Origin of the sequence: Corynebacterium sp. Z-1 (genome assembly GCF_031844665.1) — a bacterium.
Classification (GTDB): domain Bacteria; phylum Actinomycetota; class Actinomycetes; order Mycobacteriales; family Mycobacteriaceae; genus Corynebacterium; species Corynebacterium sanguinis.
On sequence record NZ_CP134621.1, the window covers coordinates 840,629 to 856,174 of the forward strand.

The 15,546-nt window shown below is 65.1% G+C and carries 19 protein-coding genes; 15 read left to right on the forward strand and 4 right to left on the reverse strand.

Annotated elements, in window-relative coordinates:
* Positions 1–31 precede the first annotated feature (31 nt).
* Positions 32–1,072, forward strand: a complete 1,041-nt coding sequence (locus RIU96_RS04160; RefSeq protein ID WP_144739978.1) for an LLM class flavin-dependent oxidoreductase — start codon at positions 32–34, stop codon at positions 1,070–1,072.
* On the opposite strand, the gene RIU96_RS04165 is transcribed toward RIU96_RS04160, so the two are convergent.
* On the reverse strand, positions 1,069–2,619 hold the full coding sequence (locus tag RIU96_RS04165) for a bifunctional hydroxymethylpyrimidine kinase/phosphomethylpyrimidine kinase (RefSeq protein WP_144739974.1): 1,551 nt from the start codon (positions 2,617–2,619) through the stop codon (positions 1,069–1,071). The genes RIU96_RS04160 and RIU96_RS04165 overlap by 4 nt on opposite strands.
* 250 nt (positions 2,620–2,869) lie before the next feature.
* On the opposite strand from RIU96_RS04165, the gene rplN reads away from it, so the two are divergent.
* The 3 genes from rplN to rplE are packed head-to-tail and all read left to right on the forward strand — an operon-like array spanning position 2,870 to position 4,137.
* A complete protein-coding gene (gene rplN, locus RIU96_RS04170) occupies positions 2,870–3,238 on the forward strand; it encodes a 50S ribosomal protein L14 (RefSeq protein WP_040422171.1) in 369 nt (122 codons plus the stop codon).
* A 3-nt stretch (positions 3,239–3,241) separates the two neighbouring features.
* The gene (gene rplX, locus RIU96_RS04175; protein ID WP_006839446.1) at positions 3,242–3,556 is read left to right on the forward strand and encodes a 50S ribosomal protein L24; all 315 of its coding nucleotides are present in this window, start codon (positions 3,242–3,244) and stop codon (positions 3,554–3,556) included.
* Positions 3,557–3,558: 2 nt separating this feature from the next.
* Positions 3,559–4,137 carry a 50S ribosomal protein L5 gene (gene rplE, locus RIU96_RS04180; RefSeq protein WP_136653315.1) on the forward strand — a complete coding sequence of 193 codons (579 nt, stop codon included), beginning with the start codon at positions 3,559–3,561 and terminating at the stop codon, positions 4,135–4,137.
* Positions 4,138–4,211: 74 nt separating this feature from the next.
* Here the strand turns inward: rplE and RIU96_RS04185 are convergent, their stop codons facing one another.
* Positions 4,212–5,003 carry a siderophore-interacting protein gene (locus RIU96_RS04185; protein ID WP_144739971.1) on the reverse strand — a complete coding sequence of 264 codons (792 nt, stop codon included), beginning with the start codon at positions 5,001–5,003 and terminating at the stop codon, positions 4,212–4,214.
* Positions 5,004–5,124: 121 nt separating this feature from the next.
* Here RIU96_RS04185 and RIU96_RS04190 point away from each other — a divergent pair, with 121 nt between their 5' ends.
* The 4 genes from RIU96_RS04190 to RIU96_RS04205 are packed head-to-tail and all read left to right on the forward strand — an operon-like array spanning position 5,125 to position 8,949.
* Positions 5,125–6,069, forward strand: coding sequence for an ABC transporter substrate-binding protein (locus RIU96_RS04190; RefSeq protein WP_136653311.1), 945 nt, complete (start codon positions 5,125–5,127; stop codon positions 6,067–6,069).
* A 32-nt stretch (positions 6,070–6,101) separates the two neighbouring features.
* A complete protein-coding gene (locus RIU96_RS04195) occupies positions 6,102–7,115 on the forward strand; it encodes a FecCD family ABC transporter permease (RefSeq protein ID WP_220184713.1) in 1,014 nt (337 codons plus the stop codon).
* The gene (locus RIU96_RS04200; RefSeq protein ID WP_181729791.1) at positions 7,116–8,117 is read left to right on the forward strand and encodes a FecCD family ABC transporter permease; all 1,002 of its coding nucleotides are present in this window, start codon (positions 7,116–7,118) and stop codon (positions 8,115–8,117) included.
* 22 nt (positions 8,118–8,139) lie between these two features.
* Positions 8,140–8,949 carry an ABC transporter ATP-binding protein gene (locus RIU96_RS04205; RefSeq protein ID WP_144739962.1) on the forward strand — a complete coding sequence of 270 codons (810 nt, stop codon included), beginning with the start codon at positions 8,140–8,142 and terminating at the stop codon, positions 8,947–8,949.
* An 88-nt stretch (positions 8,950–9,037) separates the two neighbouring features.
* Here RIU96_RS04205 and RIU96_RS04210 read toward each other — a convergent pair whose 3' ends face one another.
* Entirely contained in the window at positions 9,038–9,520 is a 483-nt protein-coding gene (locus tag RIU96_RS04210; RefSeq protein ID WP_144739959.1) for a carboxymuconolactone decarboxylase family protein, read from the reverse strand.
* A 144-nt stretch (positions 9,521–9,664) separates the two neighbouring features.
* Here RIU96_RS04210 and RIU96_RS04215 point away from each other — a divergent pair, with 144 nt between their 5' ends.
* Positions 9,665–10,396, forward strand: coding sequence for a DUF2786 domain-containing protein (locus RIU96_RS04215; RefSeq protein ID WP_144739956.1), 732 nt, complete (start codon positions 9,665–9,667; stop codon positions 10,394–10,396).
* Positions 10,397–10,474: 78 nt separating this feature from the next.
* Entirely contained in the window at positions 10,475–11,980 is a 1,506-nt protein-coding gene (locus RIU96_RS04220) for a lipase family protein (RefSeq protein ID WP_311205133.1), read from the forward strand.
* Here the strand turns inward: RIU96_RS04220 and RIU96_RS04225 are convergent.
* Entirely contained in the window at positions 11,966–12,772 is an 807-nt protein-coding gene (locus RIU96_RS04225) for a formate dehydrogenase accessory sulfurtransferase FdhD (RefSeq protein ID WP_311205134.1), read from the reverse strand. The genes RIU96_RS04220 and RIU96_RS04225 overlap by 15 nt on opposite strands.
* Positions 12,773–13,290: 518 nt before the next feature.
* Between RIU96_RS04225 and rpsH the strand changes: the two genes are divergently transcribed.
* Genes rpsH through rpmD form a run of 5 tightly spaced genes read left to right on the forward strand, consistent with a single transcriptional unit; the run spans position 13,291 to position 15,545 of the window.
* Positions 13,291–13,689, forward strand: a complete 399-nt coding sequence (gene rpsH / locus RIU96_RS04230) for a 30S ribosomal protein S8 (protein ID WP_144689013.1) — start codon at positions 13,291–13,293, stop codon at positions 13,687–13,689.
* Positions 13,690–13,706: 17 nt separating this feature from the next.
* Complete coding sequence (gene rplF / locus RIU96_RS04235) at positions 13,707–14,243, forward strand: 50S ribosomal protein L6 (RefSeq protein ID WP_136650796.1); 537 nt, start codon at positions 13,707–13,709, stop codon at positions 14,241–14,243.
* 2 nt (positions 14,244–14,245) lie between these two features.
* Positions 14,246–14,650 carry a 50S ribosomal protein L18 gene (gene rplR / locus RIU96_RS04240; RefSeq protein WP_144772350.1) on the forward strand — a complete coding sequence of 135 codons (405 nt, stop codon included), beginning with the start codon at positions 14,246–14,248 and terminating at the stop codon, positions 14,648–14,650.
* Positions 14,651–14,690: 40 nt separating this feature from the next.
* A complete protein-coding gene (gene rpsE / locus RIU96_RS04245) occupies positions 14,691–15,353 on the forward strand; it encodes a 30S ribosomal protein S5 (protein WP_144772351.1) in 663 nt (220 codons plus the stop codon).
* 6 nt (positions 15,354–15,359) lie between these two features.
* The gene (rpmD, locus tag RIU96_RS04250) at positions 15,360–15,545 is read left to right on the forward strand and encodes a 50S ribosomal protein L30 (RefSeq protein ID WP_144772352.1); all 186 of its coding nucleotides are present in this window, start codon (positions 15,360–15,362) and stop codon (positions 15,543–15,545) included.
* The last annotated feature ends 1 nt before the right edge of the window (position 15,546 follow it).

Here is a 15,546-nt window from a genome sequence, read left to right on the forward strand (position 1 = left end):
CAAATGTTGACGTGTCTACGTTGAACGGGGCATGAAGAAGTTTGGATTCCTTTCCTTCGGCCACTACGCGTTTTCCGGGCAGCAGGGCCCAGGCGCGAAGCAAACCCTGCAGGACACCGTAGAGATCGCGCGGCAAGCGGACGCGATCGGCGTCAACGGCGCCTACGTCCGGGTGCATCACTTCGCCCCGCAGTTCTCATCACCGATCGCGCTGCTCTCCGCAATGGCCGCGGTAACGAAGCACATCGAGGTGGGAACGGGTGTGTTGGATATGCGCTACGCCAACCCGCTGCAGCTCGCCGAGGACATCGCCACGCTCGACCTGCTCTCCAACGAGCGCGTCGCCCTCGGTGTGTCCCGCGGTTCACCCGAGCCCGCCGACAAGGGCTGGGAGTCATTCGGCTTCACCGCCCAAGCGGACAACGGCGCGGACTTAGCAAGGGATCACTTGGAGCGCTTCATGGCCGCGCTGCGCGGCGAGGGGATGGCGGTCTCGGCGCCGCTGGACAGGCAGTACCCGCGGATGTATCGCCCGGGCATCGATCTGCCGGTGCTGCCGCACTCGCCGGGCGCGGACCGCCGCATCTGGTGGGGTGCGGGGTCCTTCGAGTCCGCTGAGCAGGCGGCCCGTGACGGGGTGAACCTGATGAGCTCGACGCTGATCAGCGAGGCCGACGGGTCGTCGTTAGGCGAGCTCCAGGCCCGTCAGATTCAGCGCTACCGCGAGTCGTGGGCCGAGGCCGGCCACGAGTGGACGCCGCGCGTGTCGGTGTCGCGCAGCGTTTTTCCGATCGTTGACGACACCTCGCGCCGCCTGTTCGGGATGCAGGGCAGCTCGGAGCAAATCGGCTCGCTCGGCGAGAGCCGGGCGGTGACCTTCGGCAAGACGTACGCCGCCGAGCCGGACCAGATCATTGCGGAGCTCAAGGCGGATCCCTCGATCCAGGCCGCGGACACGCTGATGCTGACCATCCCGAACCAGCTTGGGGTGGACCTCAACGTCAAGATCCTCGCCGACTTCGCCGAGCACATCGCCCCGGCGCTGGGCTGGGTGCCGGCCAACGAGAGCTAGCGCCGGCCCGCCTGGTCGAAGAAGTCGCGCTCGTAGTAGCAGGCGTGCATAAAGGCATCCGCCGCTTGTCGACGCTGTGCCTCCGTCGCCGCAGCCAGAGCCTCTTCGGCGCGCGCGATCGCCCCGCGGGCCTCGCCCACGAATTCTTGGCCGCTATAGGTGTCCAGCCAGGCGCGGTAGGCGTGAGTGGGGGAGTTGCTGTCCGCCAAGTACAAGCCCACCTCGGCGTAGAGCCAGAAACACGGCAGAACCGCGGCCACGCCGACGGGGTAGTCCTCCAGCGCGACCTGCGCCTTGAGGAAGCTGACGTAGCCCAGGGTCACCGGAGAGATCGGGGTGGTGTCGACGTCGATGCCGTGGTCGCTAAACCACGAGCGGTGCAGTTCCTGCTCCGCGACGATCGCCTGCTGGGCGGTGTGCGCCCACCACACTTGCTCGTCGGCCGCGGGGGCTTTGGCGCTCAAACCCGCGAGCGCGCGGGAGTAGTCGCCGAGGTAGTGTGCGTCCTGGGCGAGGTAGAAGTCGAACTCGTCGCGCGCCAGCGTGCCGTCGCGAAGGTCCCGGATAAAGCCCGAGCCGAGGATCTGCGGCCAAACGACGCGCGCCGCCATCTCCCAGAGCCGACGCGTGTGCTCGCCGGCGGGCGCGATCCGCGGGGCGGGCAGCGGCGTATCGACGCCCCCCTCATGCCACCGGTCCGTCTCACCCCAGGGGCGCGTGGAACCGCTCGCGGCGCGGCGCCGCAGGGCGTGGAAGTGGTCGACGGGGCCGTGGCCGCCCCCGACGTGCAGCGCGTCGGCGTGAGAAATCGCCTCGTGCAGCCAGTGCGAGGCCCACTCGGCGGCGGCGTTTCCGGAGGCGTCGATAGTTAGGCGCGTGGCTAGGGCGGATGAGAGCGAGCAGCCCGTGCCGTGCGTGTTGGGGGTGTCCACGCGCGGCACCGCGATGACGTGGACCTCGCCGGCAGGGGTGACCAGCGCGTTTGAGGCGTACGCGCCGGTGAGGTGGCCGCCTTTGACCAGCACGCTCACGCCGGTGTCGGCGGCAAACGAGGCGCCCTGGGCAACCGCAGCGTCGAAGTCGGTGGCCGCAGCGGCGCCGGTGAGCACCGCGAGCTCCGGGATGTTGGGGGTGACCACCGTGGCGTGGTCGCGGATCAGCTGACGCAGCGCCTCCTCGGCATCCGTGCTCAGCAGGCGATCGCCCGAGGTGGCCACCATGACGGGGTCGACCACCACAATCGGGACCGGGTGCGCCCCGAGGAAGGTAGAGACGGTGGCGGTGGTGGGGGCGTCGCCAAGCATGCCGATCTTGATGGCGTCGATGGTCACGTCGTCGACAACCGCGTCCAGCTGCGCGCGGAGGAACCCCTGTGGCGGGGTGTGGACCTCGCGTACACCGCGGGTGTTCTGCGCCACGAGCGCGGTGACCACGGCCATACCGTAACCCCCGGCGGCGGCGATCGATTTAAGGTCGGCGTGGATGCCCGCCCCGCCGGTGGGGTCGGTGCCGGCGATGGACAGAACGCGGGGCTGCTGATTGGACATGCACACCGGTTTACACTAAAAAAGCGAAGCGGCGTCCGGGGTTTTGCTTTCTGCGAGGTCGGCGTGGTTGAATATACAGGTTGTCTTGAGCTGGTCGGGGTTTCCCGCGCGTTTCCGAGTGGGCGCCCCGAGACCCTTCGACCACGTCCGCGTGGTTCGTCGATAAGCGAAGAGGCACAAGTAAGCATTGACCACGTGCGCGCAGGACGGAAATCTGGCGCACTTTGAAACCAGGTCAGGAGAGACCCTAGTGATTCAGCAAGAATCGCGTCTGAAGGTCGCCGATAACACTGGTGCACGAGAAATTCTGTGCATCCGCGTCCTCGGCGGCTCTGTCCGACGCTTCGCCGGCATCGGCGACACGATCGTCGCCACCGTGAAGGAAGCCACCCCCGGTGGCAACGTCAAGGAGGGTGAGGTCGTTCGCGCCGTCATCGTCCGCGCCAAGAAGGAGACCCGTCGCCCGGACGGCTCCTACATCTCATTCGACGAAAACGCTGCCGTTCTGATCAAGAACGACACTGAACCCCGCGGTACCCGTATCTTCGGCCCGGTCGCGCGCGAGCTGCGCGACAAGAAGTTCATGAAGATCGTTTCTCTCGCACCGGAGGTGATCTAACCCATGAAGATCAAGAAGGGCGATATGGTCCAGGTCATCTCTGGCAAGGACAAGGGCGCTCAGGGCAAGGTCATTGAGGCCTACCCGCAGCGCGACAAGGTCCTCGTCGAGGGCGTCAACCGCATCAAGAAGCACGTCGCTAACTCCTACAACGAGCGCGGCGCCGAGTCCGGCGGCATCGTCACCCAGGAAGCACCCATCCACGTCTCCAACGTGATGGTCCTGGATTCCGACGGCACCCCGACTCGCGTGGGCTACCGTTTCGACGAGAACGGCAAGAAGGTCCGCGTGGCAAAGTCGAACGGGAAGGACATCTAAGCATGGCTGAGAACTACACCCCGCGCCTGAAGAGCCGCTACAAGGACGACATCCGCGCCAAGCTCAGCGAAGAGTTCGGCTACGACAACGTCATGCAGATTCCGGGTCTGACCAAGATCGTGGTCAACATGGGCGTTGGTGACGCTGCCCGCGACTCCAAGGTCATCAACGGCGCACTCGAAGACCTCACCGCGATCACCGGCCAGAAGCCGCAGCTGCGTCGCGCGAAGAAGTCGATTGCTAACTTCAAACTCCGTGAAGGCATGCCGATCGGGGCGAAGGTTACTCTGCGCGGCGATCGCATGTGGGAGTTCCTCGACCGTCTGCTCTCCATCGCTCTGCCGCGTATCCGTGACTTCCGCGGCCTGAACGACAAGCAGTTCGACGGTGCGGGCAACTACACCTTCGGCCTGAATGAGCAGACCATGTTCTACGAGATCGACATCGACAAGGTCGATCGCGTGCGCGGCATGGACATCACGCTCGTGACCACCGCAACGAACGATGACGAGGGCCGTGCCCTGTTGCGCCACCTCGGCTTCCCGTTCGCTGACAAGGACGGCAAGATGCAGCGCGCTTAACTAGCCGCCGCTTGACGACGCACCCCCGCACGCGCCCTTTCCAAGAAGGGTCGCGAGCGGGGGTGCCTTTTGGCTTAGGGCCGGGCCTTGCCGTGGAACCAAAACGGCACCCACACGACGTCTTCTCGGGCCACACCCCACGAGTTGACGGCGAGCGAGCGCACAGCCTTGGTTAGTGCTCCCTCGCCAGAGACCCACACGGAGTGCGGCGCGTGTGCGGGGTAGAGGGTGCGCAGGGCGCCTAGCGTCGCCGCCGTTTCCGCCTGCTTGGGTGCGTCGACGACGGTGAGACTGCGAAGTGCGTCGCCCCACTGGGTGACGAGCCCGTCTTCGATCTCCTCGTCGGCGGTGATAACGGCGACGACGTCGGTGAGCTCTAACGCCGCCGGGGCGTTGGCGCGCTGATAGGCGAGGATGTGGCGCAGCGCGGGCAGGGCGGAGGCGTCGGCGACGAGCAGTTGCGAACCGGTGGGTGGGGTCCACAGCGCTGGGCAGGTGAACATCCCCGCGGTTGTGCCGGGCCGGGCGCGGCGGATCCACCGCGAGCCGGGGCCGGAGTCGCCGTGGGTGACCACGTCGACGTCGATAAGCTTTTTGTCCTTGTCAAGCTTGCGGATGGTGTACCAGCGCAGGTCGGGGCGGGTGTCCTCGGGCAGTGCCGCGACCGCCGCGCGGATGTTGACGCCGTCGATGTCAAACGGCTCGAAGTCTCGGCCAGGTTTGGGCATGACGAGGCCGAAGTACTCATCCGGGCCGGTGAGGGGGAAGTCGGCGAATGCATCTGCGGTGAATGTCAGCCTATGCAAGCGGGGCTTGAGCTGCTGATTGTCGAGCAGTGTGACGGTGTGGAGGGCGTGGGTATGCATGGCACCAATCAGTCTCTAGTAAGGCAAGGCTTGCTTTAGTACATCGTTGGCGCTTAGTATACATTCCGCCCTCATTTTAGGCACGTTGATGTGTCGTAAATCGAAGAAGTTAGGAAACCTAATGGGAATTTTCTCGCGCAAGCCCACCACTGCAGTCGCGCTTGTGGCCGCCGCAGCACTCGCACTCGCAGGCTGCACACGAGGAGAAGGCGAGCCTGCCACAACCGATGGCGCAGGTGAGGCGAGGATAGTGAGCCTCGGGCTTGGCGACGTCGACACGCTGCTCGCGCTCGATGTCACCCCCGTCGCCATTGCCCCCTGGGGCGCCGAGGGCGACGGCGACGAAAGCGGCGTCGGGCCGTGGTCGAAGGAGCTGCTCGGCAGCGCGCGACCGGCGACAATCTACAACACGGCCAGCGGCTTTACCGCCGATGTCCTCGAACAGGTCGCCGCCACCGAGCCCACCCAGATCATTGCGGTCAACCAGGCCGTCGACGTCCAAGCCCAGGACTCGCTCGAGCAGATCGCGCCGACGACACTCAAGCCCGAGGGCTACGACAACTGGCAGATCCCCTGGGACAAGCAGGTTGAGACAATCGCCGCGGCCGTCGATAAAAAAGCCGAAGGTGAGGAGTTGATCGCGAAAACCGAAAAGGCTTTCGCCGACTTCCGCGACAGCCACCCGGAGCTCGTTGGAAAGAGCGCCGCGATCGTGATGCCCTACGAGGGAAAGATTGGCCTCTACACCGCCGGCGACGGGCGCGGGCAGTTCATCGAGAACCTGGGCTTTAGCATCCCGCCCGAGCTTCAGGGAGACGGCTCCAGCTTCTTCGTCGACTACGCCCCCGAAAACTACGCGGCTTTAAACGGCGTGGATTACCTATTCGTCCTGGACTACAACGGCGCGCTCACCGCGCTGGAGAACGACCCAACGTTCCAAAACCTGGACATCGTCAAAGACGGCCGAGTGCGCTACCTCGCCACCGACGTCGGCAACGCGATGAGCATGCCCAACCCAGTGACCATTCCGTGGGCCATCGATAAGTTTGCCGAACAGCTGTCCTAGCCCGGATTGATAAGAGGAAAGCCCCGCCCACGATGAGCGTCGCACGACGAAGCACACGTCATACCGGCATTGTGTGCGCCGCGTTGCTCGTCGCCGTTGCTGCGGCGGTCGTGGCGTCGTTGTTTGTCGGCTCCCGCGCCGTGCCGGCGAACGAGGTGCTTCTTGTCCTGCGCGGTGCCGGCACGGCAGAGATTCGGGGAATCGTGTGGGACCTGCGCGTCCCGCGCACGCTCATTGCGTTCGCAGTCGGCGCCTCGCTTGCGCTGGCAGGCGCGCTGGCCCAGGCGTGGACGCGCAACCCGCTCGCCGATCCCGGCTTTATCGGCATCACTGCGGGTGCTTCCTGCGCCATGGCGATCGGAGCGGTCCTGGGCGTGAGCGCCACTGTCACCGGTTCGCTCACCTTCGCCTTCGGGGGCGCCGCCGCGGCCACCGGCGTCGTCATGCTCATTGCGCGCCGCTCGTTGTCGCCACTTACCTTGATCCTTGCCGGGGTCGGGGTCGACGCGGCGCTGCGCTCCGTTGCGACCCTGCTCGGATTATTCGACACAGAAGTCTTCGACTCCATGCGCCACTGGGTGGTGGGCTCCACCTTCGGCCGCGGCTACGCGGAAGCGGCCGTCGCCTGGGCCGGGTGCGCCGTCGGCGGGGTGTGCGCCCTGTTCGCTGCGCGTCCGCTCGACCTGCTAGCGATGGGCAGGGACACCTCCCTCGCCCTGGGCGGTTCCGAGCGGCGAGCGCATGTTGGCGCCGCGGCTGGGATCGTGCTCTTGGCCGGCAGCGCTACCGCGGCAGCCGGGCCGGTCGCCTTCGTCGGGTTCGCCGCCCCGCACATTATGCGCAGGCTTGTCGGCCCGCAGCTTACGGTCTTGCTGGTTCCCGCCGCGCTTTTCGGGGGCACCATCGTGCTGCTTGCCGACGTCCTCGGCAGGCTCGTGCTTAGCCCGGGGGAGCTGGAAATGTCCATCGTGATCGCGTTCATTGGCGCGCCGCTGCTCATCGCCGCGGTGCATCGGGGCGAGGGCGCGAACAAGACGGTGATCTAGATGCGAAAAACCTCACGACTCATCGGCGCCACAGTGCTGTTCGCCGCGATCGCGGCTGCGGCCTACATCGCGCTTCTGGGCCAAGGCGCCGTGGAGCTGAGCCCCGCCCAGGTACTCCACGTCCTGCGTGGCGGCGGAACAAGCCGGGAGATTGCCGTGGTGTGGGATCTGCGCCTGCCGGTCGCCGTGGCCACGCTCCTTGTCGGGGCTGCGCTCGGAATGGCGGGGGAGTGGACCCAAACAATGGCGCGCAACCCGCTGGCATCGCCCGATATTCTGGGCGTGACCTCGGGGGCCGCGCTGCTCGTGGTGCTGGGAACGGTGACGTACCGCCCGGAGTTTTCGCAAGCGCTGCCCGACTTCTGGTGGCGCGCCGTCCTCGCGCTCTGTGGTGCAGCGGGCGTGGTCGTGCTTCTGGTCGCGCTCGGCGGGGTGGGTACCAGCGACAGAATCGTGCTCACGGGGTTCGCGCTCTCACTCATGCTCCACGCCGCGGTGAGCTACCTGCTGCTCAAAGCTGAGGTGTTGCGCGCCGTGGAGGCGCAGACCTGGCTGGCGGGCTCGACTGGTTTCGTTCGCATGGATGGCGTTATCGCGCTGAGCGTTGGTGTGCTCCCGTTCGTTGCCCTCGGGTTGTGGTGTGGGCGCGATCTGCCGTTGCTTGCCCACGACGACACTTCTGCCACCGCGCTGGGTGTCAACCTTAAGGCGCGGCGCGCGGCTCTGCTAGTAGCGGCGACGGGGATCTCGGCGGTGGTGGTTTCTGTGGTCGGGCCCATCGGTTTCGTCGCGCTGCTCGCCCCGCACCTGGGGCGCATCGTTGCGCGCACGCCGAACCCGGCACCGGTGGTATCCGCCGCCGCGGGTGCCGCGCTGCTGGCGGTATGCGCGGTGGTGGCGGGGCTAATCCCCGCCGCTGCACCCGTAGGCGCAGTGTCATCAGCAATCGGCGGCGTCGCCCTCGTATTGCTGGTGTGGCGGCAGTCTCGGAGCACACGATGAGGACAAGGCGAGGTAGGAAATAATGAACGCAGGGCAACCAGTCGTCGCGCGCGATATCGTCGCAGGTTACGGCAGCAGCAGCGACGTGCTGCACGGCGTGAGCTTGGTCGCGCGCCCTGGCGAGGTGACCACTTTGATCGGCCCGAACGGATGCGGCAAGTCGACGCTGTTAAAGACGATGTCGAAGGTTCTCACTCCTCGCGCCGGCACGGTGACGGTTGGCGGTGAAGATGTCCATTCGCTGTCGTTTCGGCAGGCAGCGACGCGCATCGCGATGCTTGCGCAGAACCCCGTCGCCCCTGATGGGCTGCGCGTCGGAGAGCTTGTCGCCCGTGGCCGCCACCCGCACCGGGACCGCCTGCGGGGCCTTGGCGCCGAGGACCGGGAGGCGATTGAACGGGCCTGCGCGGAAACCTCAGTCACCGAGCTCGTTGATCGAGACATTGCGGAGCTCTCCGGCGGGCAGCGCCAGCGCGTGTGGCTAGCGATGGCGCTCGCGCAGGACACGCCAGTTTTGCTTCTCGACGAACCAACCACGTTCCTTGACCCCGCCCACGCCATCGCCATGCTCGAGCTCGCCCGCGGCCAAGCGCGCCGAGGCAAGGCCGTGGTGATGGTGTTGCACGATCTGATGCTGGCGGGGATGTACTCCGACACCCTGGTTGTGATGAAGCAGGGGCGCATCCTGGCCGAGGGCGCCCCCTCGCAGGCGTTGACTCCGCAGGTGTTGGAGCAGGCCTACGGGCTGCGCGCCGAAGTGTGGGAGGACCCGGCGGGAGGCTCGCCGGTCATTGTCCCGCGCGGCGTTGTATACAGCGATTGGCCCAACTAAAGGGGTATCGCTTGAGCGGGTGCCCTGCGGTCTAGGGGGTTAGGTGTGCGTGTCCCTTCGGTGAGTATGCATTCGCAAGCGCCGAGCCCTAGAGCGTCGCGTCGTAGTCGTGGTCGAACGGGATGGTGGATTTAATCGCGTCCGCGTTGGTTCGCGTGGTGATGCTCAGCCGGTTAAACGTGTTGATCGCTAGGATGCTCACCAGCACGTCGTGCGCGCCCTGGGTGCCAAAGAGCTCCTCGACGCTGTCCCACAGCTCGTCGGGTACGGATTCGTAACCATCGACGTGCGTCACCGCGTCGGTCAGGGCGAGCACCGCGGTTTCCTTCTCGTCGAAGCGGTCGCGATGGTTGGTCCAGTCCTCCGCCCGCAAAATTCGCGTTTCGTCCCAGCCGTCAGAGCGGGCATCGCGACGATGCGTGGTGATGCAGGCTCTGCAGTCGTTGATCGCTGACGCGCGCAGCGACACCAGGTGCCGGTAGGCCTGGTCGACGTTGCTACCCGAGTATTTGACCATGGGAAGTAGGGAGCGCAGCGCCTCGCCGCGCATCTGTTTTCTCGCCTCCACCATGCCCGCGAGCCTAGTGGCGGGTTGGGAACTTATCCACAATCGGCGGTTATCCACAGGCGTTCACCCTCGGCGGGTATGGACGCGGGTTGCTCGGGTAGCAGTTGGGGTGGAATAACTCACTGGCACGGGGGAAGGAAGAGCATCATGGCAACGACCGAGAAGATCAGGGACAAGGTTCAGAAGCTGCTGAATCAGGCGGCGGATCGGCAGGGCACGGCCGAGGGGGAGTCCTACTACGCCAAGGCCTTTGCTCTGATGGCCAGCCACGGCTTCGATGAAAGAGATGTGCACTCGCCCGATGCGGGCGATGACGTGGGGCATAAAAGCGTTGGGCTCAGTGGGGCTTACACGGATATGCAAGCCGCCCTGTTGCTCGGCATCGCCGCGGCCTTGCACTGCACGGGTTTCAGTCAGAGGGTGCGCCGTTCCACGCGGATCAGTTCGGTGACTATTTTCGGGCTGCGGCGCCACCTCGATCGCGTCAATCTGCTCTTCACGCTGCTCAACCCAGCGATGATCGCGGCTGCGGGGGCGATCGTCGCCGGCCCGTTCGACGCGACCTCCACGGTCGTGCAGCGCCGCTCGTTCATGACTGGTTTCACGCACAGCATCGCGTATCGGTTGAGGGCGGCGGAGCAAAGTGTTGCGGGAACCTCGGGCGAGTATGCGCTAGCGCTTGTCGACGACGCCGAGAAAGCGCGCCAGGCTCAAGAGGATTTCGGTCGCCACCACGGTCTGTTCTTCGAGAACTTTCGCTCGCAGCGAACCTTCGACGGCGAGTCTTACGGGCAGGGAGTGGAAGCGGGGGAGAGGTCGGATTTGGGGCAAGCCCGCGTTGGATCCCGACCTGCGCTTACGTTCCGAAAAATTGTTTAGCAAAACAATAATATCTGCGCATGCGGACCACTAATATGACCTAAAATACATGAGGATTTCAAACGTGAGGGAGGTCACATGGGTTCGGTGGTTACGGCGAGGGTGAGGCGGTCTGCGGCCGCAGTAGTCACGGCGAGCGCGGTAGCGGTGTCGGCGGTTCTCGCTGGCGGGGGCCACGCAGCGGCCGCAGAAGGATCATTGGAAGGCTCCACGGTCGGCTCGTCGATTGTGACGCAGGGCCCCGTCCAGCCCGGTGCAGTGGACCCCTTCTATGACACTTCCGGCGTCGCCCCGAGTCGAGTCGGCGAGATCTTGCGCACGCAACCGGCGCCTTATTCCGGAATCCTCGGAAACGGTTCGCCGGGTCTTCCCACCAGTGTGGACAAGATTATGTACACCACCGAAGACGCCGACGGGAAACTGACGCCCGTGACCGGGTACGTGCTCGAACCAACGGTGCCGTGGCGCGGCGAAGGACCGCGACCCACCCTGGTGATCGTGCGCGGGACGGTCGGGCAGGGCGACCATTGCGCGCCCTCGCGCAACTGGCCGCTTGACGGGCAGCCAGATCCGGTCTACACGGGCAGGACGGTCAACCTTGAGGGCAACTACGACATGATGTTTGCTAGCCAGGGTGTGCGCGTCGTCGTTACGGACCTGATCGGGATGGGCACCCCGGGCTTGCACACCTACATGAACCGAAAGGACCAGGCGCATGCGATGCTCGACGCCGCGCGCGCCGCGCGTGAGCTCGTTGAAAGCCGCGGCGGGCAGTTCGGCAAAGTAGCCGTCTACGGGCACTCCCAGGGCGGCGGTGCATCGGCGGCCGCCGCAGAGTCGCAGCCCGATTACGCACCCGATGTCAACCTGGTGGCCAGCTACGCCTCGGCACCGCCGGCGGACCTAATTAAAGTCCAGGAAAACATCGATGGCTCCGACCTTTCGGGCGTGATCGGTTTCGCCATCAACGGGCTGAAAGTCCGTTACCGGGAGCTCGGCGAAATCATCGAGGCGAACGTTTCTCCAGCGGGGCGCGATGCGCTGGAAAAGGTAACCAACATGTGCACCAATGACATCATGAGGGAGTATGACGGCGTCTACACCCGCGCGTGGATCAACGGAGACCGCACGCTCGGCGAGCTGGCCAATGAGTACCCCGCCGCGCGAAACGCAATCGACGAGCAGTTCATTGGCAATGGTACGCCGCAAGTTCCGGTGATGATCGTCTCCGGCCGCTACGACCAGAATGTCGCATACGACCAAGCCAAGGTCCTTGCCCGCGCCTGGTGCGCGAAGGGGGTGCCCGTGGTCTACCGCGATGACATCCTCCCGCCGCTGTCCACCTACAACCACGTGGCCCAGGCGGTTTCAGGTGGCGCGTTCGGTATCCCGTTCGTCATCGACGCCTTCCATGGCCGCATGCCGGCGCAGCCGACGGTGTGCACGAACTTCGACGGCAACCTCGGTTCCTCCGCCGCCGATCTCAGCTCTGCGGTGAGCTCGCTGCCGCTATCGAGCGGGTTCGTCCCGGGAGGGGTTGAGACGGGCTTGAGTTCGGGAACTCAGGGCTCAGGGCGTTTGTAGGCCCGCGTAGACGCTGACGCGGTTCGCGCTCGCGCGGGCTACCAGCGTCATGCCTGCGTGTCGGGCTAGCTCCACTGCCAGCGACGTCGCGTCTGCAGGAGTCACGATGGCGGCAATCCCCGCCATCAACGCTTTGCGCGCGATCTGAAGCGTCACATGCGAGTCGAGCACCAGAACTCGCCCGGCCGCGGGAACCGCGGAGTCGAGAACCAGGGCGCCAACGAGCTTATCGACGGCGTGGGCAACGTTTAAGTCCTCTCGCCGCAGCACACTGTCAGCCTCTGCGGTAGCGAGAACAGCGACGCGAGTCGGCGCCTTGGCGTTGCGTTCGACGACAAGATCGGCGAAGCGAAACCACGTCTCAGCCGCGACATCGACCGGGGTGACCGGGCCGGGGGCGCTGTGCACGATCTCGGAGATGGTCTGCTCCCGCGACACGCCACAGGAATCCGCTAGCGGAGAGACAGGGGTAAGCGGGGCAGCGATGTCGATGTCCATCAGGTTGTAGGTGTTGCGCCCGCCGGTATCCACGGCGCCCGCGCAGTACCGCGCCGTTGCAACATCGGAGGCGTCGCGGATCAGCCCCTCGGTAAACAACCACCCGTGGACAAGCTCGACGTCGTTTCCCGGGGTGCGGGTCGTGGTTAACAGCGTGACGCCGCGAGAGCGCAGTTGCAGCGGCTCCTCCGCGGCCGCGGTTCCGGCACGCGTGTCGGAGAAGACCTGTGCCGCCGCGGAGGCGTCGTCAAGCGACAGCGTCGTCACGGCAAAGCTGCGGTTGATCCGTCCCACTTGCCACCTTCCTTGCGTCGACTTTGGGCTGTGAGAGTTACGAGCCTACCCGTGCCGCGGCACCCTCCAACACGCGCTCCGTGCCAGAAACCCCCGGCGAACTCGTCTGCAGCCGCAGCGCGAAGGTGGAAGGGAGCACAACTGGGTCGACACCGCGCCGTGTTCCGTATCCACGCGCGCTGCCGCGCACTGGGAGGCGAACGCCCCTGGTAGCAATTTGCTTCTTAGCTGCTGCGGCCGGTAGGGTTCTCGTTTGGACTTCTGGGCCCGACACATGGCGTCCACGGAGATTCAACAAGTTCATTTAACTGCACATCCAACTTTGTTGCAGGCCCCCCGCCGACATGCGGACCGGGTGTAAGGGAGGCGGCGAGCGCCCCGCGTTACTGAGCGCGGGGAGCGTTGAGTAGCCCCCAACAGACCACACGGATAACGCGACCATTCCACGAAGCAGTTTGTGGGGGTCAGGTGGGTTTTTAAAGGGAACCGCAACGAGAAAGGTAAAACGGTCACTTCACATGACGATGACTGATCCAATCGCAGACATGCTGTCTCGCGTGCGCAACGCAAACAATGCGCAGCACGAGACCGTGTCTATGCCCTCCTCCAAGTTGAAGGTCAACATTGCGGAGATCCTCAAGCAGGAGGGCTACATCGCTGACTACAAGGTTGAGGACGTCAAGGTTGGCAAGACGCTGACCCTGGACCTCAAGTACGGCCCCACCCGCGAGTCCTCCATTGCAGGGCTGCGCCGCGTGTCCAAGCCGGGTCTGCGTGTGTACGCAAAGTCGAACGACCTGCCGCAGGTTCTTGGCGGCCTTGGCGTGGCAATCATTTCCACGTCGCAGGGCCTCCTGACCGATCGTCAGGCCCAGGAGAAAGGCGTAGGCGGAGAAGTTCTCGCCTACGTCTGGTAAGGGAGGTTGGAAAGACTATGTCACGCGTAGGTAAAGCACCCATCGCAATCCCCAACGGCGTCGAGACCACTATTGACGGCCGTAACGTTCAGGTCAAGGGCCCGAAGGGCACCCTGTCGCTCGAACTCCCGGAGCCGATCACCGCTTCCGTTGCTGAAAACGAAATCGTGGTGTCCCGCCCGGACGACAACCGCACCAGCCGCGCCCTGCACGGCCTGTCCCGCTCCCTGGTGAACAACCTGGTCGTGGGCGTGACCGAGGGCTACAAGGTCAACATGGAGATCTTCGGCGTCGGTTACCGCGTGCAGGCCAAGGGCAAGGACCTCGAGTTCTCCCTGGGCTACTCGCACCCGATCCTGATCCAGGCACCCGAGGGCATCACCTTCGCCGTCGACGGAAACACCAAGTTCTCCATCGAGGGCATCGACAAGCAGCAGGTAGGCCAGATCGCTGCGAACATCCGCCGACTGCGCAAGGACGACCCCTACAAGGGTAAGGGCATCCGCTACGCAGGCGAGCAGGTTCGCCGCAAGGTCGGAAAGACGGGTAAGTAATCATGAGCAATACTGCAGAGAACACCAAGCGCACCCCGGTGGGCAAGGACATTTCTTCCCGCCGCCGCGAGGCCCGCGCACGTCGCCACTTCCGTATCCGCAAGACGCTGCGTGGCACCCCGGAGACCCCGCGTCTCGTCGTGCACCGCTCTTCTCGTCACATGCACGTGCAGGTCATCGACGACCTCGCCGGCCACACGCTCGTGTCCGCCTCCACGATGGAAGCCGACATCCGCGGTGCCGAGGGCGATAAGAAGGACAAGGCAGCAAAGGTTGGCACCCTGATCGCTCAGCGCGCGAAGGAAGCCGGCATCGACGCGGTTGTCTTCGACCGCGCTGGCTACAAGTACCACGGCCGAGTGGCAGCCCTTGCTGACGCAGCTCGCGAAGGTGGTCTGAAGTTCTAATGACTACCGCAATCATCACCATCAACGGAAGGAACGCGTAATGGCCGAACGTGAACGGCGTGACGGCGGACGCTCCGCCGACAACCAGAACAACAACGACCGCAACCAGCGCAACAACGACCGTGGCGAGCGCGGTGGCCGCGGAGGCCGCCGCGACCGCGACGACCGCCGCAACCAGAACGACGATCGCGACAAGTACATCGAGCGCGTTGTCACCATCAACCGTGTTGCCAAGACCGTCAAGGGCGGCCGCAACATGTCCTTCACCGCCCTCGTCGTCGTTGGTGACGGCCAGGGCATGGTCGGCGTTGGCTACGGCAAGGCAAAGGAAGTTCCCGCTGCCATCCAAAAGGGTGCTGAAGAGGCTCGCAAAAACTTCTTCCGCGTCCCGATGATCGGCGGCACCATCCCGCACCCGGTCCAGGGTGAGGCAGCAGCTGGCATCGTGATGCTGCGCCCGGCCGCACCGGGTACCGGTGTCATCGCCGGCGGCGCTGTGCGCCCCGTGCTCGAGTGTGCTGGCATCCAGGACATCCTGTCGAAGTCCCTCGGCTCCGACAACGCCCTGAACGTGGTCCACGCGACCGTTGCCGGCCTCAAGGAGCTCGTGCGTCCCGAGGAGATTGCTGCCAAGCGCGGCAAGTCCGTCGAGGACATCGCACCGGCCCGCATGCTGCGCGCACGCGCGGGACAGGAGGCTTAGGAAACAATGGCTCTGAAGATTACGTTGAACCACGGCAAGGTCGGCGAGAAGCCGACGACCCGCGCAAACCTGGACGCACTGGGCTTGCGCAAGATTGGCCAGTCGGTGATCAAGAAGGACAACGCCGCAACCCGCGGCCAGATCCTGAAGGTGCGCCACCTGGTCACCGTCGAAGAAGTTGCAGGGGAGTAGA